24 protein-coding genes and 2 tRNA genes are annotated in these 25809 nt (G+C 52.9%); 19 read left to right on the top strand and 7 right to left on the bottom strand.

All coding sequences use genetic code 11. The annotated features are described in order from the left end of the window. Window positions 1–14 precede the first annotated feature (14 nt). Together sfsB and ispB are read right to left on the bottom strand one after the other, a co-directional pair. On the bottom strand, window positions 15–302 hold the full coding sequence (sfsB, locus tag JZ655_RS18370) for a DNA-binding transcriptional regulator SfsB (RefSeq protein ID WP_040073882.1): 288 nt from the start codon (window positions 300–302) through the stop codon (window positions 15–17). 228 nt (window positions 303–530) lie between these two features. Continuing rightward, complete coding sequence (gene ispB, locus JZ655_RS18365; RefSeq protein WP_040073883.1) at window positions 531–1502, bottom strand: octaprenyl diphosphate synthase; 972 nt, start codon at window positions 1500–1502, stop codon at window positions 531–533. Between the two features lie 256 nt (window positions 1503–1758). On the opposite strand from ispB, the gene rplU reads away from it, so the two are divergent. The 4 genes from rplU (at window position 1759) to cgtA (ending at window position 4603) form a co-directional block, all read left to right on the top strand. Continuing rightward, window positions 1759–2070 carry a 50S ribosomal protein L21 gene (rplU, locus tag JZ655_RS18360; RefSeq protein ID WP_003025032.1) on the top strand — a complete coding sequence of 104 codons (312 nt, stop codon included), beginning with the start codon at window positions 1759–1761 and terminating at the stop codon, window positions 2068–2070. Window positions 2071–2089: 19 nt separating this feature from the next. Further along, the gene (gene rpmA, locus JZ655_RS18355; RefSeq protein WP_007673187.1) at window positions 2090–2347 is read left to right on the top strand and encodes a 50S ribosomal protein L27; all 258 of its coding nucleotides are present in this window, start codon (window positions 2090–2092) and stop codon (window positions 2345–2347) included. A 96-nt stretch (window positions 2348–2443) separates the two neighbouring features. After that, the gene (locus JZ655_RS18350) at window positions 2444–3409 is read left to right on the top strand and encodes a DMT family transporter (protein WP_040073884.1); all 966 of its coding nucleotides are present in this window, start codon (window positions 2444–2446) and stop codon (window positions 3407–3409) included. A 15-nt stretch (window positions 3410–3424) separates the two neighbouring features. Then, the gene (gene cgtA, locus JZ655_RS18345) at window positions 3425–4603 is read left to right on the top strand and encodes an Obg family GTPase CgtA (RefSeq protein WP_040073885.1); all 1179 of its coding nucleotides are present in this window, start codon (window positions 3425–3427) and stop codon (window positions 4601–4603) included. A 35-nt stretch (window positions 4604–4638) separates the two neighbouring features. Here cgtA and pmrB read toward each other — a convergent pair whose 3' ends face one another. Genes pmrB through dacB form a run of 3 tightly spaced genes read right to left on the bottom strand, consistent with a single transcriptional unit; the run spans window position 4639 to window position 7777 of the window. Beyond that, a complete protein-coding gene (gene pmrB, locus JZ655_RS18340) occupies window positions 4639–5682 on the bottom strand; it encodes a two-component system sensor histidine kinase PmrB (RefSeq protein ID WP_046885781.1) in 1044 nt (347 codons plus the stop codon). After that, window positions 5679–6341 (bottom strand): two-component system response regulator PmrA, encoded by a 663-nt coding sequence (gene pmrA, locus JZ655_RS18335; RefSeq protein WP_046885782.1) that lies wholly within the window; start codon window positions 6339–6341, stop codon window positions 5679–5681. The genes pmrB and pmrA overlap by 4 nt, the downstream gene beginning before the upstream one ends. A gap of 2 nt (window positions 6342–6343) precedes the next feature. Further along, on the bottom strand, window positions 6344–7777 hold the full coding sequence (gene dacB / locus JZ655_RS18330) for a serine-type D-Ala-D-Ala carboxypeptidase (protein ID WP_207292470.1): 1434 nt from the start codon (window positions 7775–7777) through the stop codon (window positions 6344–6346). A 239-nt stretch (window positions 7778–8016) separates the two neighbouring features. Here dacB and greA point away from each other — a divergent pair, with 239 nt between their 5' ends. Continuing rightward, window positions 8017–8493 carry a transcription elongation factor GreA gene (greA, locus tag JZ655_RS18325; RefSeq protein ID WP_046885784.1) on the top strand — a complete coding sequence of 159 codons (477 nt, stop codon included), beginning with the start codon at window positions 8017–8019 and terminating at the stop codon, window positions 8491–8493. A 152-nt stretch (window positions 8494–8645) separates the two neighbouring features. Here greA and yhbY read toward each other — a convergent pair whose 3' ends face one another. Beyond that, window positions 8646–8939 (bottom strand): ribosome assembly RNA-binding protein YhbY, encoded by a 294-nt coding sequence (gene yhbY, locus JZ655_RS18320; protein WP_040078387.1) that lies wholly within the window; start codon window positions 8937–8939, stop codon window positions 8646–8648. A gap of 122 nt (window positions 8940–9061) precedes the next feature. Here yhbY and rlmE point away from each other — a divergent pair, with 122 nt between their 5' ends. From rlmE to JZ655_RS18290, 6 genes are all read left to right on the top strand, one after another. Next, complete coding sequence (gene rlmE / locus JZ655_RS18315) at window positions 9062–9688, top strand: 23S rRNA (uridine(2552)-2'-O)-methyltransferase RlmE (RefSeq protein WP_039031646.1); 627 nt, start codon at window positions 9062–9064, stop codon at window positions 9686–9688. Between the two features lie 102 nt (window positions 9689–9790). Continuing rightward, complete coding sequence (gene ftsH / locus JZ655_RS18310; RefSeq protein WP_046885785.1) at window positions 9791–11725, top strand: ATP-dependent zinc metalloprotease FtsH; 1935 nt, start codon at window positions 9791–9793, stop codon at window positions 11723–11725. 100 nt (window positions 11726–11825) lie between these two features. Continuing rightward, window positions 11826–12674: a dihydropteroate synthase gene (gene folP, locus JZ655_RS18305; protein ID WP_046885786.1), complete on the top strand. Its 849-nt coding sequence runs from the start codon at window positions 11826–11828 to the stop codon at window positions 12672–12674. Continuing rightward, entirely contained in the window at window positions 12667–14004 is a 1338-nt protein-coding gene (glmM, locus tag JZ655_RS18300; RefSeq protein WP_046885787.1) for a phosphoglucosamine mutase, read from the top strand. The genes folP and glmM overlap by 8 nt, the downstream gene beginning before the upstream one ends. A 224-nt stretch (window positions 14005–14228) precedes the next feature. After that, the gene (secG, locus tag JZ655_RS18295; RefSeq protein ID WP_032614427.1) at window positions 14229–14561 is read left to right on the top strand and encodes a preprotein translocase subunit SecG; all 333 of its coding nucleotides are present in this window, start codon (window positions 14229–14231) and stop codon (window positions 14559–14561) included. A 13-nt stretch (window positions 14562–14574) separates the two neighbouring features. Further along, window positions 14575–14661: transfer RNA gene (locus tag JZ655_RS18290), tRNA-Leu, on the top strand. A 153-nt stretch (window positions 14662–14814) separates the two neighbouring features. Here the strand turns inward: JZ655_RS18290 and argG are convergent. Further along, window positions 14815–16161 carry an argininosuccinate synthase gene (gene argG / locus JZ655_RS18285; RefSeq protein ID WP_207292469.1) on the bottom strand — a complete coding sequence of 449 codons (1347 nt, stop codon included), beginning with the start codon at window positions 16159–16161 and terminating at the stop codon, window positions 14815–14817. A 286-nt stretch (window positions 16162–16447) separates the two neighbouring features. Here argG and JZ655_RS18280 point away from each other — a divergent pair. The 8 genes from JZ655_RS18280 (at window position 16448) to pnp (ending at window position 25720) form a co-directional block, all read left to right on the top strand. Continuing rightward, a tRNA-Met gene (locus tag JZ655_RS18280) sits at window positions 16448–16524 on the top strand. A gap of 207 nt (window positions 16525–16731) precedes the next feature. Beyond that, window positions 16732–17184, top strand: a complete 453-nt coding sequence (gene rimP, locus JZ655_RS18275; RefSeq protein WP_040078388.1) for a ribosome maturation factor RimP — start codon at window positions 16732–16734, stop codon at window positions 17182–17184. Window positions 17185–17212: 28 nt separating this feature from the next. Then, window positions 17213–18715 carry a transcription termination factor NusA gene (gene nusA / locus JZ655_RS18270; RefSeq protein ID WP_040073894.1) on the top strand — a complete coding sequence of 501 codons (1503 nt, stop codon included), beginning with the start codon at window positions 17213–17215 and terminating at the stop codon, window positions 18713–18715. A 24-nt stretch (window positions 18716–18739) separates the two neighbouring features. Continuing rightward, complete coding sequence (infB, locus tag JZ655_RS18265; RefSeq protein WP_207292468.1) at window positions 18740–21430, top strand: translation initiation factor IF-2; 2691 nt, start codon at window positions 18740–18742, stop codon at window positions 21428–21430. A 145-nt stretch (window positions 21431–21575) separates the two neighbouring features. Beyond that, complete coding sequence (gene rbfA / locus JZ655_RS18260) at window positions 21576–21977, top strand: 30S ribosome-binding factor RbfA (protein ID WP_040073896.1); 402 nt, start codon at window positions 21576–21578, stop codon at window positions 21975–21977. Next, window positions 21977–22921: a tRNA pseudouridine(55) synthase TruB gene (gene truB / locus JZ655_RS18255; RefSeq protein WP_207292467.1), complete on the top strand. Its 945-nt coding sequence runs from the start codon at window positions 21977–21979 to the stop codon at window positions 22919–22921. The genes rbfA and truB overlap by 1 nt, the downstream gene beginning before the upstream one ends. Before the next feature lie 152 nt (window positions 22922–23073). After that, a complete protein-coding gene (gene rpsO / locus JZ655_RS18250) occupies window positions 23074–23343 on the top strand; it encodes a 30S ribosomal protein S15 (protein ID WP_032614416.1) in 270 nt (89 codons plus the stop codon). A gap of 241 nt (window positions 23344–23584) precedes the next feature. Further along, on the top strand, window positions 23585–25720 hold the full coding sequence (gene pnp, locus JZ655_RS18245) for a polyribonucleotide nucleotidyltransferase (RefSeq protein ID WP_207292466.1): 2136 nt from the start codon (window positions 23585–23587) through the stop codon (window positions 25718–25720). Window positions 25721–25809: the final 89 nt, after the last annotated feature.

Raw genomic sequence — 25809 nt, 5'->3', positions numbered from 1 at the left:
CTGCTAAAAAAGCGTCACTCCTGGCGCTTTCTCTCTTCTCTTTTCCGCCGCATCAACCGCGTTCTGTCAACAAATTCGTGGGTTATGGGATCGTGATAACGCGATGGCCATATCACCCAGGGATCGGTGCCCAGTGCAGTGGCAATGATCAACTCACCTTTCGGCCATGAGCGCGTTAACGCGTTAGCTAAAGTGGATGAGCTAAGACCATTACGGCGAGACTCCGCAGCCAGTGAAGTTCCTTTTTTACGCAGCGCGGCAATAATATCGGCCGGATGCCAGTCGATAAATTTCTTATCCATGTTGCTGTCCCTCTGTTCAGGTGCGTCCACGTCATTTCGAGTTAAATGACGTTGTTACTATACCTTCTTCGAACAGCGGTTCTAAAAAGTTCGCGGCATGCGGAGTGACATTCAGATTATGCCAATCCTTTATTCATGCGGGTTGTAAGCGAATTCATTAACAACGTTATGGATAAAATTGGAGCTTATAAGAACTCTCTTTTTCCGAATCGAGAGTTCTTATTCAGATCAACGATCGCGTTGTACCGCAATGTGCGCCAGGCCAATAAGCGCCTCACGCCAAGGGCTTTCAGGCAGAACCTGAAGGGCAGCGATCGCTTTGTCTGCTTCCTCTTCGGCGCGCTGACGCGTCCATTCCAGAGAGCCGCAAGCTGCCATTGTTTCCAGCACGGGTTCCAGAAGGTGTCGGCCATTACCCTGTTCGATCGCATCACGGATCTGCTTCGCTTGTTCAGGCGTACCGTTACGCATGGCATGCAGCAAGGGTAGTGTCGGTTTGCCTTCGTTCAGGTCATCACCCACGTTTTTACCCAGCGTTTCGCCATCGGCGCTGTAGTCGAGCAGATCGTCAATCAGCTGGAAAGCCGTACCCAGGTAACGCCCGTAGTCTTGCAGACCCTTTTCTTGCGCCTCAGAGCAGCCGCCAAGAATACCCGAGCACTGTGCCGCCGCTTCGAACAGACGTGCCGTCTTGCTGTAGATGACGCGCATGTAGTTCTCTTCGGTGATGTCCGGATCGTTGACGTTCATCAGCTGCAACACTTCACCTTCGGCGATGACGTTAACGGCTTTAGACATCACCTCCAGGATCTTTAAGGATCCCAGACTCGTCATCATCTGGAACGCACGTGTGTAAATAAAATCGCCGACCAGAACGCTGGCGGCATTGCCAAACGCGGCGTTCGCGGTGGCTTTACCCCGGCGCATGTCCGATTCATCCACCACATCGTCGTGGAGCAACGTTGCGGTATGGATAAATTCGATCAGGGCTGCAATCGTAACGTGCGCATTTTCCTGATAGCCCACCGCGCGCGCGGCAAGCACAGCGATCATTGGACGGATGCGTTTCCCGCCTCCGCTGACGATGTAGTAACCCAACTGATTGATAAGCTGAACATCAGAGTTGAGCTGTTCCAGGATTGCTGCATTCACACCCGCCATATCCTGCGCGGTTAACTCATTGATTTTTTCTAAATTCATCGTAAAAGCCGGGCTTTTAGTCCTGTAGGCCCCATTTTAAATGGGTTAACAAAGGGTTCGGTTAATCAATAGTAGCGCCGATTGTACTGAAAAAACGCCTCAGATAAACGTTGCCGTACGTGTTGTGTTTTTTTTCTTCATGTATTGACGGTAGCACTTGTCAAAGGCTCGCGTTTTGCGTAATATTCGCGCCCTATTGTGAATATTTATAGCGCACTCTGAATCATACGAGGATGTGCGCGGAAGCGGAGTTTATATGTACGCGGTTTTCCAAAGTGGTGGTAAACAACACCGAGTAAGCGAAGGTCAGACCGTTCGCCTGGAAAAGCTGGACATCGCAACTGGCGAATCTGTTGAGTTCGCAGAAGTTCTGATGATCGCAAACGGTGAAGAAGTCAAAATCGGCGTTCCTTTCGTTGATGGCGGCGTTATCAAAGCTGAAGTTGTTGCACACGGTCGTGGCGAGAAAGTTAAAATCGTTAAGTTTCGTCGTCGTAAACACTACCGTAAGCAGCAGGGCCACCGTCAGTGGTTCACTGATGTGAAAATTACTGGCATCAGCGCCTAAGACCTGAGGAGAGATTTAAATGGCACATAAAAAGGCTGGCGGCTCCACACGTAACGGTCGCGATTCAGAAGCTAAACGCCTGGGCGTTAAGCGTTTCGGTGGCGAAACTGTACTGGCGGGTAGCATCATCGTTCGTCAGCGTGGCACCAAATTCCACGCTGGTAACAACGTAGGTTGCGGTCGTGACCACACTCTGTTTGCTAAAGCAGACGGTAAAGTGAAATTTGAAGTTAAAGGCCCGAACAACCGTAAATACATCAGCATCGTTGCTGAGTAAGGTTTTCTCGGTCCGGTAACGGATTAAAGCCCCGCAACCTGTTGCGGGGCTTTTTACATTGGAAACCCGGCAATTTTTTCTGTAGGGAAAACGGGCATGAAGCAGCAGGCCGGCATTGGTATTCTTTTGGCGCTCACTACCGCAATGTGCTGGGGTGCACTGCCAATCGCAATGAAGCAGGTTCTGGAGGTGATGGAGCCGCCCACCGTGGTGTTTTATCGCTTCCTGATGGCAAGTATTGGCCTTGGTGCGATCCTCGCGATAAGAGGCAAGCTCCCACCACTACGGCTCTTCCGTAGTCCGCGCTGGCTGGTGTTACTGGCTATCGCGACGGGGGGGTTATTCGGTAACTTCATCCTGTTCAGCTCTTCCCTGCAATATTTAAGCCCTACGGCATCGCAGGTGATTGGTCAGCTTTCCCCTGTGGGCATGATGGTAGCCAGCGTGTTTATTCTCAAAGAGAAGATGCGTGGCACCCAAATTATTGGGGCATGTATGCTGTTGTGTGGGCTGGTGATGTTCTTTAACACCAGTCTGGTTGAGATTTTCACCCGCCTGACGGATTACACATGGGGTGTGATTTTTGGGGTAGGTGCAGCGATGGTCTGGGTGAGTTATGGCGTCGCGCAAAAGGTGTTATTGCGGCGTCTGGCGTCACAGCAGATCCTCTTTTTGCTGTACACTTTATGTACTATTGCATTGCTGCCACTTGCGAAGCCGGGCGTCATTGCTCAGTTGAGCGACTGGCAACTGGCGTGTCTGATCTTTTGTGGTCTGAACACGTTGGTGGGTTATGGTGCGCTCGCTGAGGCGATGGCGCGCTGGCAAGCAGCACAGGTGAGCGCCTTAATCACGCTTACCCCGCTGTTTACGCTATTATTTTCAGATTTGTTATCAGTGGCCTGGCCCGATTTCTTCGTCAAACCGATGTTAAACCTTCTGGGTTATCTCGGTGCGTTTGTCGTGGTTGCGGGCGCGATGTATTCCGCCATTGGTCATCGTCTTTGGGGACGTTGGCGCAAAAATGAAGCGGTTGTAGTCATGCCCCGCTCAGGCGAATGAGTTACGGAGAGTAAAATGAAGTTTGTTGATGAAGCAACGATCCTGGTTGTTGCAGGTGATGGCGGTAATGGTTGCGTAAGCTTCCGCCGTGAAAAATACATTCCACGCGGCGGCCCGGACGGCGGCGATGGCGGGGATGGCGGCGATGTGTGGCTGGAGGCGGATGAAAACCTCAACACGCTGATCGACTACCGTTTCGAGAAATCTTTCCGTGCGGAACGTGGCCAGAATGGCCAGAGCCGTGACTGCACCGGTAAACGCGGGAAAGACGTAAGCATTAAAGTGCCGGTAGGGACGCGCGTCATCGATCAGGGCACCGGCGAAACCATGGGTGACATGACGAAGCATGGTCAGCGCCTGATGGTCGCTAAAGGTGGCTGGCACGGCCTGGGCAACACCCGCTTCAAGTCCTCTGTGAACCGTACACCTCGTCAGAAAACGATGGGGACGCCGGGCGATAAGCGCGATCTGCAGCTGGAGCTGATGCTGCTGGCCGACGTGGGGATGCTGGGCATGCCGAACGCCGGTAAATCGACCTTTATCCGCGCCGTCTCTGCTGCCAAGCCGAAAGTAGCTGATTATCCGTTTACCACGCTGGTGCCAAGCCTGGGCGTGGTTCGTATGGATAACGAGAAGAGCTTCGTTGTGGCTGATATTCCTGGCCTGATCGAAGGTGCTGCCGAAGGTGCGGGTCTGGGTATTCGCTTCCTGAAGCACCTCGAGCGTTGCCGCGTCCTGCTTCACCTGATCGATATCGATCCTATCGACGGTTCTGATCCGGTTGAAAACGCCCGTATCATCATCGGTGAGCTGGAAAAATACAGCGACAAGCTGGCGGCGAAACCGCGCTGGCTGGTCTTTAACAAGATCGACCTGATGGACAAAGCCGAGGCCGAAGCGAAGGCGAAAGCGATTGCCGACGCGATGGGCTGGGAAGATAAATACTATCTGATCTCTGCGGCAAGCCAGGTTGGCGTTAAAGATCTCTGCTGGGATGTGATGACCTTTATCATCGAGAACCCGATCGCTCAGGCAGAAGAGGCGAAACAGCCCGAGAAAGTCGAGTTCATGTGGGACGATTATCATCGTCAGCAACTCGAAGAGCAGCAAGAAGATATCGAAGATGACGAAGACTGGGATGACGACTGGGATGAAGATGACGAAGAAGGCGTCGAATTCATCTACAAACGTTAAGACCGTCTGTGACCCCCTTATCAAGGGGGTTTTTTTTATCTCAGTTTTGCAGGGAGCCAGCAGCTCACTATTAGCCCGCCTTCAGGACGATTCTCCAGATGCAGGGTGCCGCGATGGAGTTGCAGAATACGTTGAACGATACTCAGCCCCAGACCACTGCCGCCATAACGTTGATCAATACGGCGGAACGGCTCAGTAATAGACTGTCGATGCGCCTCATCAATACCCGGCCCCTGGTCAAGTACGCTGACTCTCGTCCCGTCGCCCGTCTCTTCTAATTTCACCTCGATTACGGTGCCTTTTGGGCTGTAACGAACGGCGTTCTCCAGCAGATTACGCAGCATCAGGCGCAGCAGGATGGCATCACCCTCGGCCACGAGGGGACTTTGCGGGGGCCAGATAAGCCTGTGCTCTTTAGCATCATGTTCCAGCGCCAAAGGCGCAAATATCGTGTCGCTCCAGCTCAGCGTCTGATAGTGACCACTCGCCATCGCCTGTCCCGCACGGGCCAGCATTAAGAGTTGCTCTACCGTGTGCATCAACTGGTCAATACGTGTAATCAATGGCTCCGCCTGAGGCGTGCCAGACTTCGCCATTAACTCCAGATGCAGACGAATGCCAGCCAGCGGCGTTCGCAGCTCGTGTGCGGCGTCAGCGGTGAATAAGCGCTCCTGCTGCAGAGTATGGTCAAGACGAGCCAGCAGCTGGTTTAGCGTGCGGGTTACGGCACTGATCTCCAGCATGTCGGAATAGACTGGCAGCGGCGTGAGATTGTCGGCAGAACGGTTTGCCAGGCTGGTACGCAACTGATTAAGTGGACGGGTAATCCAGGTGATTGCCCAGAACGAGAAAAGCAGGGTAAAGCCAATCATCACCAGCGAGGGAACCAGCAAAGAAGCGATCGCTTCATGGATCTCCTTCTCAACGTGCTGGTTTCGCGATTTCGCTGACAAGGTTTCATTGACTAAAAAGCCGATCTGCTCCCGGCTTTCATGCCAGAGCCAGACGACGCTAATCAGTTGAAAAAAGAGTAAAATAATAGCAAGCAACACCATCAGCCGACGGCGCATACTGTTCATTTTTGGCTTTCCAGTCGATAGCCGACGCCGCGGACGGTTTTAATACGATCTTTACCGAGTTTGCGTCGCAAATTATGGATATGAACTTCAAGGGTGTTAGATCCGGGATCATCCTGCCAGGAGTAGATATCCTGCTGCAGGGTTTCTCGGTGCACGGTTTGCCCGCTGCGCATAATGAGGCGAGTGAGCAGGGCAAACTCCTTCGGCGTCACCTCAACCGGTAGCGTCTGCTGCAATACCTGCTGCGTTTGCAAATTGAGGGTGAGATCGCCATCGCTCAGCAAATTATCGCTGTGTCCCTGATAGCGACGAATCAGCGCCCGAACGCGAGCTTGCAGCTCTGCCAGGGCAAAAGGCTTAACTAGGTAGTCATCAGCGCCTGAATCAAGCCCATTGATGCGATCCGCCAGCGCATCGCGTGCGGTGAGGATCAGCACGGGATTAGAGATGCCCCGACGACGCCACTGGCTAAGCAGCGTTGCCCCGTCTTTATCCGGCAGACCAAGGTCAAGGATCACCAGGCTGTACTCACCACTCTGGATCAAGCCATCCGCTTCTGCCGCTGTAGCCGCGCAGTCAAGAGTATAGCCCTCAGCAGTAAGGGCTAGCGCCAGCCCTTCCTGTAACAGCATATCATCTTCAACAATAAGCAGTTTCATCGTTAATTATTCTGATAGATGTCTTTATAAAGGCGGCTTTCGAAGCGCACCAGTGGAATACGGCGATTACGTTGATCCGCGGGCTCGACAGCATAACCTGACAGATATTGTACAAACGCCATGCGTTGGCCGCTGGCGGTGGTAATAAACCCGGCAAGGTTATATACCCCCTGCAGCGAACCGGTCTTGGCGGAGACTTTGCCATCGACACCAGCCGCGTGCAGGCCAGCGCGATATTGCAGTGAACCGTCATAACCTGCCAGCGGCAGCATTGAAATGAAGTTTAGCTCAGTGTCGTGCTGGGCAATGTATTGAAGCACCTGCATCATCGTGGCGGGGGAGATGAGGTTATGGCGTGACAGGCCTGAGCCATCCACCGCAATGGTATTACCCAGATCGATACCCGCCTGCTGACGCAAAATCTGACGTACCGCATCGGAGCCCGCGCGCCAGGTGCCGGGCACGCCGAAGCGGGCATGGCCAATCATGCGGAATACGGTATCGGCAATCATATTGTCTGACTTTTTCAGCATAATCTTCAGCAGATCATGCAGGGGCGCCGACTGTTTGCTGGCCAGGACGGTTCCCGGTTCGTTAGTCAGCGTCTGGCGCAGCAGTGTTCCGGAATAGCTTATGTTCGCTTGTTTCAGCTCATCTTTCAGAATGGCCCCGGCGTAGCTGGCGCCGTCCTGAATGGCAAACGCCAGCGGCAGCGGATCGGCGCGCTGAGTTAGACACCCTGTAAGCGTAAAGCGATTTAAATCACCGGGCACCACGTCCAGTTCGCAATACTGGGCTTCTGAGGAGCCTTTCGCTAAGGTGCGCACCTGGCTGAACATATTGACTGGGTAATAAGAGGCGACGCGTATAAACGCGAGGTCATTGGCTTTAGGCGCGCTATACAGCGAGACTGAGAAACAGTTGCGATCAACAATCGCGGCGGCAGGAGGGGCACTGAAGCACTGAGTCATGTCATTCCAGGGCCAACCCGGGGCTTTATCATGACTGGCAAAAATCGAGGTATCTATCAGCACATTGCCTTCGATTCGCTGGACTCCGGCTTTTTTCATCACCGCAACCATATTGCGAATATCCTGACGCTTTAACGTAGGATCGCCGCCAAATCGCGCCGTAAGGTCACCTTTTAGTACACCGCCATCAATGTTACCCTTGCTTTCCAGCGTAGTGGTAAAGCGAAAATCAGGGCCAAGTTGCAGTAGCGCCGCCAGCCCGGTGATGACCTTTTGGGTACTGGCGGGCAACGCCATCTGTTGGCTGTGATACTCTATTTCAGGAGTCTGGGCACCGACCTTCTGCACCATAAGGGCAAGGTTGGCGCCGGCAGGGAGCTGGTTAACGTACTCATCGACATTAGCAGCCTGGGCAGTAAACGCTATACTGGTGGTCAATCCGATGACAAATCTGGAAAATCGCATAATCTCGCGCTAACAAGCTGGAAAGAAGCCGTCATACTAAGGCGCAACGCCCTGCAAAGTAAACGATGACCCATAGTGAACTTCAGGGTAAAATACGTATCAAACTGAAAAATTGCCGCTGACCTGGAACTTCGTTTCCGGGTCAGTTTTCTTTTGCTTCTGCCCCGCTGAACGTCAGGGTGGCAGGGGCCGGAGCAGGTGACGCTGCCCCCAACAGGAATGTTTAAGAGGTATAACAAATGCAAGCTATTCCGATGACCTTACGTGGTGCCGAAAAACTGCGTGAAGAACTGGATTTCCTGAAATCTGTTCGCCGCCCTGAAATCATCGCTGCCATCGCGGATGCCCGCGAGCACGGCGACCTGAAAGAGAATGCTGAGTATCATGCCGCGCGTGAACAGCAGGGCTTCTGTGAAGGTCGCATCAAGGATATCGAAGCAAAACTGTCTAACGCGCAGGTGATTGATATCACAAAAATGCCTAATAACGGCCGCGTGATTTTCGGTTCAACCGTGACAGTGATTAATCTCGACACGGACGAAGAGCAGACTTACCGCATCGTGGGCGATGACGAAGCTGATTTTAAGCAAAATCTGATCTCCGTGAATTCGCCGATTGCGCGTGGACTGGTCGGTAAAGAGCAGGACGATGTGGTCACCATCCGTACCCCGGGTGGCGAAGTGGAGTATGAAATTACGAAGGTTGATTACCTGTAATTCGCATCTCCCGCAAGATGTTGATACATTGTAAAGAAAGGAAAAAGGCCGCATAGCGGCCTTTTATCAACTCAAGGAGCATGGCATTTTGCTCACCTGCTAAAGGAAAACCCCTCGTTTTACACAGAAACTGTGTTCAATTCAGGATAATCTTAGCGTGGCAGCGAGATTTTACGCTCTTTAGATGGGCGGTAGAGCACCAGCGTTTTACCGATGACCTGTACATTACAGGCGCCGGTTTCGCGCACGATGGCTTCCACGATCAAGTTTTTGGTCTCTCTGTCTTCAGAGGCGATTTTCACCTTGATCAGCTCGTGGTGCTCCAGCGCTTGTTCAATCTCGGCCAGTACCCCTTCGGTCAAACCATTGTTGCCAAGCATAACTACAGGCTTGAGCGGATGTGCCAGACCTTTAAGGTGCTGTTTTTGTTTAGTACTCAGATTCATCGTATATTTTTGCTTACGTTGGGATTGAAAACGGTTCATTCTACCGCCATCTCCCATATATCGCCAAATTGCTATGTGGAAATTTACACCACTGGCGACGATGAACCAGGACGGAATGTTAAATGACAGGTAAAAAGCGTTCTGCTAGCTCGAGCCGCTGGCTCCAGGAACACTTTAGCGATAAATATGTTCAACAGGCACAGAAAAAGGGGTTACGTTCCCGTGCCTGGTTTAAACTTGATGAAATACAGCAAAGTGACAAACTTTTTAAACCGGGAATGACGATTGTCGATCTCGGTGCAGCACCAGGCGGATGGTCTCAGTATGCGGTGACGCAAATCGGCGGAACGGGCCGAATCATTGCATGCGATCTTTTACCAATGGATCCTATCGTTGGTGTTGACTTCCTTCAGGGCGACTTTCGTGATGAATTAGTGCTGAAAGCGTTACTTGAGCGTGTAGGTGACAGTAAAGTACAGGTTGTCATGTCTGATATGGCGCCAAATATGTGCGGAACACCGGCGGTGGATATTCCTCGCTCCATGTATCTGGTAGAACTGGCGTTAGAAATGTGTCGTGATGTATTGGCGCCAGGTGGTAGTTTTTTAGTAAAGGTGTTCCAGGGCGAAGGTTTCGAGGAGTATCTAAAGGAAATTCGCTCCCTGTTTACGAAGGTCAAAGTTCGTAAGCCGGACTCTTCTCGTGCGCGTTCACGCGAAGTGTATATTGTAGCGACCGGGCGAAAATGATAGTCGGTGAGTTTCAGACGAAAGTTTGAAATAAATCGGATACAGAGTATCCTGACGCTGTTTTTAACACAGTTGTAATAAGAGGTTAATCCCTTGAGTGACATGGCGAAAAACCTAATACTCTGGCTGGTCATTGCCGTTGTGCTGATGTCAGTATTCCAGAGCTTTGGGCCCAGCGAGTCTAATGGCCGCAAGGTGGATTATTCTACCTTCCTGCAAGAGGTCAACCAGGATCAGGTTCGCGAAGCGCGTATCAACGGACGTGAGATCAACGTTACCAAGAAAGATAGTAACCGTTACACGACTTACATCCCGGTGAACGATCCTAAGCTGCTTGATAACCTTCTGACTAAAAACGTCAAGGTGGTCGGTGAGCCGCCGGAAGAACCAAGCCTGCTGGCTTCTATCTTCATTTCGTGGTTCCCGATGCTGCTGCTTATCGGCGTCTGGATCTTCTTTATGCGTCAGATGCAGGGCGGCGGTGGCAAAGGCGCCATGTCGTTCGGTAAGAGTAAGGCGCGCATGCTGACGGAAGACCAGATCAAAACCACTTTTGCCGACGTCGCAGGTTGTGACGAAGCAAAAGAAGAGGTGGGTGAGCTGGTTGAATATCTGCGTGAGCCGAGCCGTTTCCAGAAACTGGGCGGTAAGATCCCGAAAGGCGTTCTGATGGTCGGCCCTCCAGGTACCGGTAAAACCCTGCTGGCGAAAGCCATTGCGGGTGAAGCGAAGGTGCCGTTCTTTACCATTTCTGGTTCCGACTTCGTGGAAATGTTCGTGGGTGTGGGTGCATCTCGTGTGCGCGACATGTTCGAACAGGCCAAGAAAGCGGCACCGTGCATCATCTTCATCGATGAAATCGACGCCGTAGGCCGCCAGCGTGGCGCAGGCCTGGGCGGTGGTCACGATGAACGTGAACAGACCCTTAACCAGATGCTGGTTGAGATGGATGGCTTCGAAGGTAACGAAGGTATTATCGTTATCGCGGCGACTAACCGTCCGGACGTACTCGACCCAGCACTGCTGCGTCCAGGCCGTTTCGACCGTCAGGTTGTGGTCGGTCTGCCGGATGTTCGTGGTCGTGAACAGATTCTGAAAGTACACATGCGTCGCGTTCCGCTGGCGCCAGATATCGATGCGGCAATCATTGCGCGCGGTACGCCGGGCTTCTCCGGTGCTGATCTGGCTAACCTGGTGAACGAAGCGGCTCTGTTTGCGGCTCGCGGTAACAAGCGCGTGGTTTCCATGGTGGAGTTCGAGAAAGCGAAAGACAAAATCATGATGGGTGCGGAACGTCGATCCATGGTGATGACGGAAGCGCAGAAAGAGTCCACGGCTTATCACGAAGCAGGCCACGCCATTATTGGTCGCCTGGTACCGGAACATGATCCGGTACACAAAGTGACGATTATTCCGCGCGGTCGTGCGCTGGGTGTGACCTTCTTCCTGCCAGAGGGCGACGCGATCAGCGCCAGCCGTCAGAAGCTGGAAAGTCAGATTTCGACCCTCTACGGTGGTCGTCTGGCAGAAGAGATCATCTACGGTGCGGAACATGTTTCTACCGGTGCGTCCAACGATATTAAAGTTGCGACTAACCTGGCGCGTAACATGGTGACCCAATGGGGTTTCTCTGACAAACTCGGTCCTCTGCTGTATGCGGAAGAAGAGGGTGAAGTTTTCCTGGGCCGTTCTGTAGCGAAAGCCAAACATATGTCCGATGAAACAGCACGTATCATCGATCAGGAAGTGAAATCGCTTATCGAGCGTAACTATGCTCGTGCTCGTCAAATCCTGAATGACAATATGGACATCCTGCATGCGATGAAAGATGCGCTCATGAAATATGAAACCATCGATGCGCCGCAGATCGACGACCTGATGGCTCGCCGTGATGTGCGTCCGCCAGCAGGCTGGGAAGACCCAGGCGCTTCCAACAATTCTGACAACAATGGCACTCCGCGTGCACCGCGTCCGGTCGATGAACCGCGTACGCCAAACCCGGGTAACACCATGTCAGAACAGTTGGGCGACAAATAAGTCACTGCTGTTGATGCGTTTGTCTTAACTTCAAAACCCTGGAGCTTGCTCCGGGGTTTTTCTTTTCCGCTAAACCATATAGTTACCAGGGATTTTTGCCATGAAACTTTTCGCCCAGGATTCGCATCTTGAACTCTCACATCCTCATGTGATGGGTATCCTGAATGTTACCCCTGACTCCTTCTCCGACGGCGGGACGCACAACACGCTTATCGAGGCGGTGAGACACGCGAATTTGATGATCAACGCGGGTGCCACCATTATTGATGTCGGCGGGGAGTCCACGCGCCCGGGGGCGGCGGATGTTTCGGTAGACGAAGAGTTAGCGCGCGTCGTTCCAGTGGTTGAGGCGATTGCTCAACGTTTTGAAGTGTGGATTTCCGTCGACACCTCTAAGCCTGAAGTGATTCGCGAAGTGGCGAGAGTAGGTGCTCACATTATCAATGACATTCGCTCGCTGACCGAGCCGGGCGCGCTTGAGGCGGCAGCAGAAACCGGGCTACCGGTGTGCCTGATGCACATGCAGGGGCAGCCGAAAACGATGCAGGAAGCGCCTAAGTATGCAGATGTCTTTGCCGATGTTAATCGCTTCTTTATTGAGCATATCGCACGCTGTGAGCGTGCAGGCATCCCAAAAGAGAAATTGCTACTCGACCCGGGATTCGGTTTCGGTAAGAATCTCTCCCATAACTACGAACTTCTTGCGCGCTTATCTGAGTTTCACCATTTTGGCCTGCCGCTGCTGGTTGGGATGTCGAGAAAATCAATGATAGGACAGTTGCTGAACGTGGGCCCTTCCGAGCGCCTGAGCGGCAGCCTGGCTTGCGCCGTTATTGCAGCGATGCAGGGAGCTCATATTATTCGCGTCCATGACGTAAAAGAGACTGTTGAAGCCATGCGTGTAGTGGAAGCTACATTGGCAGCGAAGGAAAACAAACGCTATGAGTGAACGTAAATATTTTGGTACCGATGGCATCCGTGGGCGCGTAGGCGATGCACCAATCACCCCTGATTTTGTCCTGAAGCTGGGCTGGGCAGCTGGTAAAGTGCTGGCGCGTCACGGCTCACGCAAAATCATCATTGGCAAAGATACGCGTATCTCCGGTTATATGCTGGAATCGGCATTAGAGGCTGGGCTGGCCGCTGCGGGGCTTTCTGCCTCTTTTACAGGACCGATGCCGACCCCTGCAGTGGCTTATCTCACCCGCACCTTCCGCGCGGAAGCGGGTATTGTTATCTCTGCTTCCCATAACCCGTTTTATGACAACGGCATCAAATTCTTCTCCATCGACGGTACCAAACTGCCAGATGAAGTAGAGGAAGCCATTGAAGCGGAGATGGAAAAAGAGATTACCTGCGTAGATTCTGCTGAGCTGGGTAAAGCGAGCCGCATTGTGGATGCTGCGGGCCGCTACATTGAATTCTGCAAAGGTACCTTCCCTAACGAGCTGAGCCTTAGCCATCTCAAAATTGTTGTCGACTGTGCGAACGGCGCGACCTACCACATTGCACCGAATGTGTTCCGCGAACTGGGCGCGAAAGTGATTACTATCGGCTGTGAACCGGATGGCGTGAACATCAACGAAGGCGTTGGGGCAACCGACGTCCGGGCACTGCAGGCCCGTGTGCTGGCAGAAAAAGCCGATCTGGGGATTGCGCTGGACGGCGACGGCGACCGCGTCATCATGGTCGACCATGAGGGTCACAAGGTCGATGGCGACCAGATCTTGTATATCATTGCGCGTGAAGGGCTGCGCCAGGGACAACTGCGCGGCGGTGCTGTTGGTACGCTGATGAGTAACATGGGTCTGGAACTGGCGCTGAAACAGCTCGGCATTCCGTTTGTCCGCGCGAAAGTGGGCGATCGCTATGTACTGGAAAAATTGCAGGAGAAAGGGTGGCGCATTGGGGCTGAAAACTCCGGTCACGTTATTCTGCTGGATAAAACCACCACGGGCGATGGCATCGTGGCGGGCCTGCAGGTTGTGGCGGCGATGGTACGTAACCATATGTCCCTGCACGACCTCTGCAGCGGCATGAAAATGTTCCCGCAGATTTTGGTCAACGTACGTTTCTCTGCAGGTAGCGGCGATCCGCTGGAAAATGAGAACGTGAAAGCCGTCATGGCCGAGGTTGAAGCCGCGCTGGGCTCACGTGGCCGTGTATTGCTGCGTAAATCTGGTACTGAACCGCTGATCCGCGTGATGGTAGAGGGTGAAGACGAAGCTCAGGTGACTGAATTTGCTCACCGTATCGCCGATGCGGTAAAAGCGGCATAATCATTCAGGTTAAGTGTTTAAAAAGGCGGCGATTGCCGCCTTTAAATTGCGCAGATATGCGGCTTTTGCTGTTTTTTTCCGCACTTGATACAATGCGCTGAAATTGCCCTTGCGAAGGTCATTCGCTTTGGTTAGTATTCACACCCGCTTCAGTGGGAAAGAGAAATTCCTGCTTATTGGTCGAAGCATTGGTATGCGGCAAATCCGCAAGGAACAGGTTGATTATGTACGAAGCTCTTTTGGTTGTTTTCCTTATTGTGGCCATCGCACTCGTTGCGCTGATTATGCTGCAGCAAGGTAAAGGCGCTGACATGGGAGCCTCCTTCGGAGCAGGCGCTTCCGGTACGCTGTTCGGTTCAAGTGGTTCTGGTAACTTCATGACCCGTGCAACGGCGATTCTGGCGACGCTGTTTTTCATCATCAGCCTGGCGCTTGGCAATATCAACAGCAACAAGACCAGTAAGGGAAGTGAGTGGGAAAACCTGAGCGCGCCGGCGAAATCCGAGCAGACTCAGCCAGCTGCACCGGCTAAGCCGACCAGCGATATCCCGCAGTAAGTAAGTATTCCGTACCGAGGTGGTGGAATTGGTAGACACGCTACCTTGAGGTGGTAGTGCCCTAACGGGCTTGTGGGTTCGAGTCCCATCCTCGGTACCAATATTCCGAAAGAAAGACGCTGAAAAGCGTCTTTTTTTTCGTCTGTCCTTTATCACCTGACAGTGACGATAATGGGTTAGATACTATCGACGCGCCCCGTTAAAGGGCAAAAAAAAGCGCCTGGCAGGCGCTTTTTTTCTTTCGGAGTAACGATTACGACTTATCGTTATGATCCTGATTCTCAACCTGCGGCAAACCATTTCCACCGGATACCGAGAGCAGACCGTTCTCAGTATAGGTGAACAGCTTGGCACGGGTATCGGTGATATCTAGATTACGCATAGTCAGCTGGCCGATACGATCGTCCGGAGAGAAGACTGAATCGCCTTTCTCCATGGTCAGACGTTCTGCCTGGTAGGTCAGGTTGTCAGAGACCGTGTTAAGGATGGAGTAGTCATTACCGCGACGCAGCTCCAGCGTCACTTCGCCCGTGATGGCGCTTGCCACCCAGCGCTGCAACGCATCACGCAGCATCAGTGCCTGCGGGTCGAACCAGCGGCCCTGATACAGAAGTTTACCTAACTGACGACCATGAGAGTGATACTGCTCGATGGTATCTTCGTTGTGAATACCGGTCAGCAGACGTTCATAGGCAATGTGCAGCAGCGCCATCCCCGGAGCTTCATAGATGCCACGGCTTTTCGCTTCGATAATACGGTTCTCAATCTGGTCGCTCATGCCCAGACCGTGACGTCCGCCGATACGGTTCGCTTCCATCATCAGCTCGACATCGTCAGAGAAGGTTTTGCCGTTCAGGGCAACCGGATGGCCGCGCTCGAAACGTACTGTCACTTCTTCGGCCTGGATTTTGACGTTTTCGTCCCAGAACTTAACGCCCATGATCGGGTTAACGATCTTCACGCTGGAGTTCAGGTACTCCAGGTCTTTCGCTTCGTGCGTCGCACCCAGCATGTTGGAGTCAGTTGAGTAAGCTTTCTCGACGGACATCTTATAATCGAAGCCGCAGGCAATCATAAATTCAGACATTTCATGACGACCACCCAGCTCATCGATGAAATCGGTATCCAGCCAGGGTTTGTAGATCTGCAGTTCAGCGTTGGTCAGCAGGCCATAGCGATAGAAACGCTCAATGTCGTTGCCTTTATAGGTGCTGCCGTCACCCCAGATATTGACGCCGTCTTCTTTCATCGCAGCAACCAGCATAGTACCGGTCACGGCGCGACCCAGAGGCGTGGTATTGAAATAAGTCAAACCGCCGGTGGTGTTATGAAACGCGCCACACTGAATGGCTGCGATACCTTCAGCAACCAGTTGCTTACGGCAGTCAATCAGACGGGCGTTCTCTGCACCATACTCCATGGCGCGACGCGGGATGGCTTCATAATCGTCCTCATCCGGCTGACCCAGGTTCGCAGTATATGCATAAGGAACCGCTCCCTTTTGGCGCATCCACAGCAGTGCAGCGCTGGTATCCAGGCCGCCCGAAAAAGCGATGCCAATACGTTGTCCTTGCGGAAGATGCTTGAGAATCGTCGTCATAAAATAAAACCCTGCTTGATTGACTGATGAGTTATCCTTTTCACCTGAATTGCATTTTTATGCAAAATAAGTGAGTTTTCATTTAATCATCTTTTGACGATGACCGGAAGACATTCGTGTACTTTTTGTAAAAATATCTTAGCCTTTCCACTGTCGGTTACAGGGTTGACAGCCAACCCATACTATCAATATACTAAACGCCGATTTTACGTCCCGTCCTCGGTACCAAATCCCAGCATTATTTGCATTTTTTACCCAAAACGAGTAGAATTTGCCACGTTTCAGGCGCGGGGTGGAGCAGCCTGGTAGCTCGTCGGGCTCATAACCCGAAGGTCGTCGGTTCAAATCCGGCCCCCGCAACCACTTTCCCATTAAGTTCTTTTTCAAATATACTGTGAAGACTCAGAGCCTTCGTAGCTGGATTTGAAAGAATTCTTTCGGAGAGTGCTCCAGGCCGCAGTTGCGGCTATAGGGTTCAGTTATCTAAAGCCCCGATTTATCGGGGTTTTTTGTTATCTGACTACAGAATAACTGGGCTTTATGCCCTTTTTTTATGTCTTGGGGGTGGGCTTGTCCACATTAGAGCAAAAATTAACAGAGATGATTACAGCACCGGTCGAAGCACTGGGCTACGAACTGGTCGGCATCGAATTCGTTCGCGGCCGTACATCGACGCTGCGCATCTATATTGATAGTGAAGATGGCATCAATGTTGACGATTGTGCTGATGTCAGCCACCAGGTGAGTGCGGTTCTTGACGTTGAAGACCCGATTACTGTTGCATACAACCTGGAAGTTTCCTCACCTGGCCTCGATCGTCCAATGTTCACGGCCGAGCACTATGTGCGTTTTACCGGTGAAGAAGTGGCTCTCGTTCTGCGTATGGCTGTACAGAACCGCCGTAAATGGCAGGGCGTTATCAAAGCCGTTGATGGTGAAATGATCACGGTGACAGTCGAAGGCAAAGATGAAGTGTTCGCGCTGAGTAATATCCAGAAGGCGAACCTGGTTCCCCACTTTTAACAGTCTGGATTGAGGTGAAAAGCCCGCGATGAACAAAGAAATTTTGGCTGTTGTTGAAGCCGTTTCCAATGAGAAAGCGCTGCCGCGTGAGAAGATTTTCGAAGCGCTGGAAAGTGCACTGGCTACAGCAACCAAGAAAAAATACGAGCAAGAGATCGATGTTCGCGTTGAAATCGATCGCAGAAGCGGTGACTTCGACACGTTCCGCCGTTGGGTGATCGTGGAAGAAGTGACTCAGCCGACTAAAGAGATCACGCTGGAAGCAGCACGTTTCGAAGATGAAAGCCTGAATGTTGGCGAGTATGTTGAAGATCAGATTGAATCTGTGACCTTTGACCGTATCACTACCCAGACGGCGAAGCAGGTTATCGTGCAGAAAGTACGTGAAGCCGAGCGCGCTATGGTGGTTGATCAGTTCCGCGATCAGGAAGGTGAAATCGTTACTGGCGTGGTGAAGAAAGTTAACCGCGACAACATTTCCCTGGAAATCAAATCTGAAGGCATGGCGGGTAATGCTGAAGCCGTCATCCTGCGTGAAGACATGCTCCCGCGTGAAAACTTCCGTCCGGGTGACCGTATCCGTGGCGTACTTTACGCTGTGCGTCCAGAAGCACGCGGTGCCCAGCTGTTCGTGACGCGTTCTAAACCAGAAATGCTGGTTGAACTGTTCCGCATTGAAGTGCCGGAAATCGGCGAAGAAGTTATCGAAATCAAAGCGGCCGCTCGCGATCCTGGTTCCCGTGCGAAAATCGCGGTAAAAACCAACGACAAGCGTATCGATCCGGTTGGCGCATGCGTAGGTATGCGTGGTGCTCGCGTGCAGGCGGTCTCGACCGAACTGGGCGGCGAACGTATCGATATCGTTCTGTGGGACGACAACCCGGCGCAATTCGTGATCAACGCGATGGCGCCGGCTGACGTAGCTTCCATTGTTGTGGACGAAGATAAGCACACCATGGATATCGCTGTTGAAGCGGGTAACCTGGCGCAGGCGATTGGCCGTAACGGTCAAAACGTGCGTCTGGCGTCTCAGCTGAGCGGCTGGGAACTCAACGTAATGACCGTTGATGACCTGCAGGCTAAGCATCAGGCTGAAGCCCACGCGGCGATCGATACCTTCACTAAGTACCTGGACATTGACGAAGATTTCGCCACTGTACTGGTTGAAGAAGGCTTCTCTACGCTGGAAGAGCTGGCCTATGTGCCAATGAAAGAGCTGCTGGAAATTGACGGTCTGGATGAGCCAACCGTTGAAGCCCTGCGTGAACGCGCTAAAAACGCACTGACCACCCTGGCACTGGCTCAGGAAGAAAGCCTTGGTGATAAGAAGCCGGCTGATGACCTGCTGAATCTGGAAGGTCTTGATCGTGCGATTGCGTTCAAGCTGGCTGCCCGTGGTGTTTGTACGCTGGAAGATCTCGCTGAACAAGGCGTTGATGACCTGGCCGATATCGAAGGTTTAACCGACGAGAAAGCCGGCGAACTCATCATGGCCGCACGTAATATTTGCTGGTTTGGCGACGAAGCGTAATAAACTGTAGCAGGAAGGAACAGCATGACTGATGTAACTGTAAAAACGCTGGCTGCCGAGATTCAGACCTCCGTGGATCGCCTGGTACAGCAATTTGCTGATGCAGGGATCCCGAAGTCCGCTGATGATTCGGTAACCGCGCAAGAGAAACAAACCTTGTTAGCGCACCTGAACCGTGAACATGGTTCTACGCCTGACAAGTTAACGTTGCAGCGCAAAACGCGTAGCACGTTGAATATCCCTGGTACCGGTGGTAAAAGCAAATCGGTACAAATCGAAGTCCGCAAGACGCGCACCTTTGTAAAACGTGATCCGCAAGAGGCTGAACGCCTTGCTGCGGAAGAGCAGGCACAGCGTGAAGCGGAAGAACAAGCTCAGCGTGAGGCAGAAGCAACTGCCAAACGTGAAGCAGAATTAAAAGCTGAACGTGAGGCCGCAGAAAAAGCGAAACGCGACGCCAGTGATAAAGCGAAGCGTGAAGCTGCGGAAAAAGACAAAGTGAGCAATCAACAGACTGACGAAATGACCAAAACAGCCCAGACGGAAAAAGCCCGTCGTGAAAATGAAGCAGCTGAACTGAAGCGTAAAGCGGAAGAAGAAGCTCGCCGTAAGCTGGAAGAAGACGCACGTCGTGTTGCTGAAGAAGCGCGCCGTATGGCAGAAGAAAACGAGAAAAACGGCGTGAATACCGCTGAACAGACTGAAGACACCAGCGATTACCACGTAACCACTTCCCAGCATGCACGCCAGGCAGAAGACGAAAACGACCGTGAAGTTGAAGGTGGTCGTGGCCGTACCCGCACCGCGTCGAAGACTGCCCGTCCTCAGAAGAAAGGCAACAAGCACGCTGAATCCAAAGCCGATCGCGAAGAAGCGCGTGCAGCGGGTCGCGGTGGGAAAGGCGGTAAGCGTAAAGGTTCCGCTCTGCAGCAGGGCTTCCAGAAGCCAGCGCAGGCTGTTAACCGTGACGTTATCATTGGCGAAACCATCACCGTTGGCGATCTGGCGAACAAGATGGCCGTGAAAGGCTCTCAGGTCATCAAAGCGATGATGAAGCTGGGCGCGATGGCGACCATCAACCAGGTTATCGATCAGGAAACCGCACAGCTGGTTGCCGAAGAGATGGGCCACAAAGTTATCCTGCGTCGTGAAAACGAACTGGAAGAAGCCGTAATGAGCGACCGTGACACTGGCGCTGCGGCTGAACCGCGTGCACCGGTTGTGACCATCATGGGTCACGTTGACCACGGTAAAACCTCTCTGCTCGACTACATTCGTTCTACTAAGGTTGCCTCCGGCGAAGCGGGTGGTATTACCCAGCACATCGGTGCTTACCACGTAGAAACCGATAACGGCATGATCACCTTCCTGGATACCCCGGGCCACGCCGCCTTTACCTCAATGCGTGCTCGTGGTGCGCAGGCAACGGATATCGTGGTACTGGTTGTTGCAGCCGACGACGGCGTGATGCCACAGACCATCGAAGCTATCCAGCACGCGAAAGCGGCGCAGGTGCCACTGGTTGTTGCAGTCAACAAAATCGACAAACCAGAAGCTGACATGGACCGCGTTAAAAACGAACTCTCTCAGTACGGCGTTATGCCGGAAGAGTGGGGCGGTGAAGCACAGTTCATCCCTGTATCTGCAAAAGCGGGTACCGGTATCGACGACCTGCTGAACGCTATCCTGCTGCAGGCTGAAGTTCTGGAGCTGAAAGCGGTTCGTAAAGGTATGGCGAGCGGCGCGGTTATCGAGTCCTTCCTGGATAAAGGTCGTGGCCCGGTTGCAACCGTACTGGTACGCGAAGGTACCCTGAATAAGGGTGACATCGTACTGTGTGGCTTCGAGTATGGCCGTGTTCGTGCAATGCGTGACGAACTGGGCCAGGAAGTGATGGAAGCAGGTCCGTCCATTCCGGTGGAAATCCTGGGTCTGTCCGGCGTGCCGGCTGCGGGTGACGAAGTGACCGTAGTTCGTGACGAGAAGAAAGCACGTGAAGTTGCGCTGTATCGTCAGGGCAAATTCCGTGAAGTTAAACTGGCTCGTCAGCAGAAATCTAAACTCGAGAACATGTTTGCCAACATGACCGAAGGCGAAGTTCACGAAGTGAACATCGTACTGAAAGCCGACGTTCAGGGTTCTGTGGAAGCGATCTCCGACTCCTTGCTGAAACTGTCTACCGACGAAGTGAAAGTGAAGATCATCGGTTCTGGCGTAGGTGGTATCACCGAAACCGACGCGACTCTGGCTGCAGCGTCCAATGCTATCCTGGTTGGCTTCAACGTTCGTGCTGACGCGTCCGCGCGTAAAGTTATCGATGCTGAAAGCCTGGATCTGCGTTACTACTCCGTCATCTATCATCTGATCGACGAAGTGAAAGCAGCGATGAGCGGCATGCTCTCTCCTGAGCTGAAACAGCAGATCATCGGTCTGGCTGAAGTCCGTGACGTGTTCAAATCACCGAAATTTGGTGCTATCGCGGGCTGTATGGTTACTGAAGGTACCATCAAACGTCACAACCCAATCCGCGTACTGCGTGACAACGTGGTTATCTACGAAGGCGAGCTGGAATCTCTGCGCCGCTTCAAAGATGACGTTAACGAAGTCCGTAACGGTATGGAATGTGGTATCGGCGTGAAGAACTACAACGATGTTCGCGTTGGCGACATGATCGAAGTGTTCGAGATCATCGAAATTCAGCGTACCATCGCGTAATCGTCGTCGACTTTTGGGCCGCCACTGTGTTGGCGGCAAACCAAAATCCGTAGATGATTAATTCGCGTAGGCCGGGTAAGCGAAGCGCCACCCGGCAATAATTTCAAAAGGGGCTTTTAGCCCCTTTTTGTCTGGAGAATTTATTATGGCGAAAGAATTTGGTCGCCCTCAGCGCGTAGCGCAGGAAATGCAGAAAGAGATCGCGCTCATTCTGCAACGCGAAATTAAAGACCCACGCGTGGGCATGATGACCACCGTGTCAGGCGTTGAAATGTCGCGTGACCTGGCCTATGCCAAAGTGTTCGTGACCTTCCTGAACGATCAGGACGAAGCGGCGGTAAAAAACGGCATTAAAGCGCTGCAGGAAGCTTCGGGTTTCATCCGTTCCCTGCTTGGTAAAGCAATGCGCCTGCGTATCGTGCCTGAGCTGACCTTCTTCTATGACAACTCGCTGGTAGAAGGTATGCGCATGTCCAACCTGGTGACCAGCGTGGTTAAACACGACGACGAACGTCGTGTAAACCCGGACGACAATAAGGAGGACTGATGAGTCGTCCTCGTCGTCGCGGTCGCGACGTGCATGGCGTGCTGTTGCTGGATAAACCGCAAGGGGCATCCAGCAACGACGTTCTGCAAAAGGTAAAGCGTCTATATAACGCCAACCGGGCCGGCCATACCGGTGCGCTGGACCCCCTGGCGACCGGCATGCTGCCAGTCTGTCTTGGCGAAGCGACAAAGTTTTCTCAGTATCTGCTGGATTCTGATAAGCGCTATCGCGTCATCGCAAAGCTGGGTCAGCGTACCGATACCTCTGATGCTGATGGTCAGGTCGTGGAAGAGCGTCCTGTCACTTTTAGCGCAGAGCAGCTTGCTGATGCGCTGGAAAGCTTCCGTGGCGAGACTCAGCAGGTGCCCTCTATGTATTCGGCGCTGAAATACCAGGGCAAGAAGCTCTACGAGTATGCGCGTCAGGGTATCGAGGTGCCGCGTGAGACTCGCCCGATCACCGTTTACGAGCTGCTGTTTATCCGCCACGAAGGCGACGAGCTGGAGCTGGAAGTGCACTGTTCAAAGGGCACTTACATCCGCACCATTATCGACGACCTGGGCGAAAAACTGGGTTGCGGCGCGCACGTCATCTACCTGCGTCGCCTTGCCGTCAGCAACTATCCCGCTGAGCGGATGGTGACGCTTGAGCAGCTTGGTGCGCTGGTGGAGCAGGCGGAACAGCAGGGTCTCTCTGCCGCCGAGCTGCTGGACCCGCTTTTGATGCCTATGGACAGTCCGGCCGCGGACTATCCGGTCGTGAATTTGCCGTTAACATCGTCCGTTTACTTTAAAAACGGCAACCCTGTTCGCACCTCAGGCGCACCGGCCGATGGCCTGGTTCGCGTCACGGAAGGTGACGAAGGTAAGTTCATCGGTATGGGTGAAATGGATGACGAAGGGCGTGTCGCACCTCGTCGTCTGGTGGTCGAATATCCCGCATAACCTCACGCCTCAACTTGCGATAAGCAGGGGAGGCGGGTAGAATATTGCGGCTTAACGTCTCGCAAATTGTTTAACAATAGGCCGGCGTTATACTCGGGATAGCTGAATTAGAGATCGGCATCCTTTCATTCTTTATACTTTGGAGTTGTAAAATGTCTCTAAGCGTTGAAGCTAAAGCTAAAATCGTTTCTGAGTTTGGTCGTGATGCTAACGACAGCGGTTCTACCGAAGTTCAGGTTGCACTGCTGACTGCACAGATTAACCACCTGCAGGGTCACTTTGCAGAGCACAAAAAAGATCACCACAGCCGTCGTGGTCTGCTGCGTATGGTTTCTCAGCGTCGTAAACTGCTCGACTACCTGAAACGTAAAGATGTTGCACGCTACACCGCGCTGATCGAGCGTCTGGGTCTGCGTCGCTAAGTCTTGCGAGTTTCAGAAAAGGGGGCCTTATGGCCCCTTTTTTCAATCAGACGCAGCAATTCACTGGAAACTAATGTATTGTTGCTTTAAATGATCTGCATTGCAGAGGTTCGCGCGGCTAATGAGAGGCTTCACCCATAAGGGTGTCGGTTGTCATTAGTCGCGAGGATGCAGAGTAGATCCGGTTAAATCGTCAGCACGCCAGGGGTGTGCTGACACTTATTTAAGAAAGGACAGAATCTTGCTGAATCCGATCGTTCGTAAATTCCAGTACGGTCAACACACCGTTACGCTGGAAACCGGCATGATGGCGCGTCAGGCGACTGCTGCCGTAATGGTAAGCATGGATGACACCGCGGTATTCGTGACCGTTGTCGGCCAGAAAAAAGCTAAACCAGGTCAGGACTTTTTCCCGCTGACCGTTAACTACCAGGAGCGTACCTACGCTGCCGGTAAAATCCCGGGTGGTTTCTTCCGTCGTGAAGGCCGTCCAAGCGAAGGCGAAACCCTGATCGCGCGTCTGATTGACCGCCCGGTTCGCCCGCTGTTCCCGGAAGGCTTCGTTAACGAAGTACAGGTTATTGCCACCGTTGTTTCTGTTAACCCACAGGTTAACCCGGACATCGTTGCGATGATCGGCGCATCTGCTGCGCTCTCCCTGTCTGGTATTCCATTCAACGGCCCAATCGGTGCTGCACGTGTTGGTTATATCAATGACCAGTATGTACTGAACCCAACTCAGGAAGAGCTGAAAGAGAGTAAGCTGGACCTGGTAGTTGCGGGTACTGAAGCGGCAGTGCTGATGGTTGAATCCGAAGCTGAGCTGCTGAGCGAAGACCAGATGCTGGGTGCTGTGGTATATGGCCACGACCAGCAGCAGATCGTTATCCAGAACATCAACGACCTGGTGAAAGAAGCCGGTAAACCACGTTGGGACTGGCAGCCAGAAGCGGTAAACGACGCGCTGAACGCACGCGTAGCGGCTCTGGCAGAATCTCGCCTGAGCGATGCTTACCGTATCACTGACAAACAAGAGCGTTATGCTCAGGTTGACGTGATCAAGTCTGAAACCGTTGCGACGCTGGTGGCTGAAGACGAAACGCTGGATGCTAACGAGCTGAGCGAAATCCTGCACGCTATCGAGAAAAACGTTGTTCGTAGCCGTGTACTGGCAGGCGAGCCGCGCATCGATGGCCGTGAGAAAGACATGATCCGTGGTCTGGATGTGCGTACTGGCGTTCTGCCACGTACTCACGGTTCCGCACTGTTCACCCGTGGCGAAACTCAGGCGCTGGTTACCGCGACCCTGGGTACTGCACGTGACGCGCAGAACATCGACGAACTGATGGGTGAGCGTACTGACAGCTTCCTGTTCCACTACAACTTCCCTCCGTACTCCGTTGGTGAGACCGGTATGGTAGGTTCGCCGAAGCGTCGTGAAATTGGTCACGGTCGTCTGGCGAAACGTGGCGTGCTGGCGGTTATGCCAGAAGCTGACAAATTCCCGTACACCGTGCGTGTGGTTTCTGAAATCACCGAATCCAACGGTTCTTCCTCCATGGCTTCTGTATGTGGCGCATCCCTGGCGCTGATGGACGCAGGTGTGCCAATCAAAGCCGCCGTTGCAGGTATTGCGATGGGTCTGGTGAAAGAAGGCGACAACTTCGTTGTTCTGTCTGACATCCTGGGCGACGAAGACCACCTGGGTGATATGGACTTCAAAGTGGCGGGTTCCCGCGACGGTATCTCTGCACTGCAGATGGATATCAAAATTGAAGGCATCACCAAAGAGATCATGCAGGTTGCGCTGAACCAGGCTAAAGGTGCGCGTCTGCACATCCTGGGCGTGATGGAACAGGCGATCAACGCGCCGCGCGGCGACATCTCTCAGTTCGCTCCACGTATCCACACGATTAAGATCAGCCCGGACAAGATCAAAGACGTTATCGGTAAAGGCGGTTCTGTTATCCGTGCTCTGACCGAAGAGACTGGCACCACTATCGAAATCGAAGATGACGGTACTGTGAAGATCGCAGCAACCGACGGCGAGAAAGCAAAATACGCAATCCGTCGCATCGAAGAAATTACTGCGGAAATCGAAGTGGGCCGCATCTACAATGGTAAAGTGACCCGTATCGTTGACTTTGGCGCATTTGTTGCCATCGGTGGCGGTAAAGAAGGTCTGGTTCACATCTCTCAGATCGCCGACAAGCGCGTTGAGAAAGTGACCGATTACCTGCAGATGGGTCAGGAAGTACCGGTTAAGGTTCTGGAAGTTGACCGTCAGGGCCGTATCCGTCTGAGCATTAAAGAAGCGACCGAGCAGTCACAGCCTGCCGCCGCGCCGGAAGCTCCGGCAGCGGAACAAGGCGAGTAAGGTTGCCATTTGCCCTCCGCTCAGGCGGAGGGCTTATTATCAGGCAGGACGCCTTGTTGAGCCGCCGGGGGACAGGACGTTCATCCAAT

The sequence above is a fragment of the Leclercia pneumoniae genome (assembly GCF_017348915.1).
GTDB classification, from domain to species: domain Bacteria; phylum Pseudomonadota; class Gammaproteobacteria; order Enterobacterales; family Enterobacteriaceae; genus Enterobacter; species Enterobacter pneumoniae.
The sequence above is the reverse complement of the archived record's forward strand: the minus strand, read 5'-3'. Positions and strand labels throughout refer to the sequence as shown.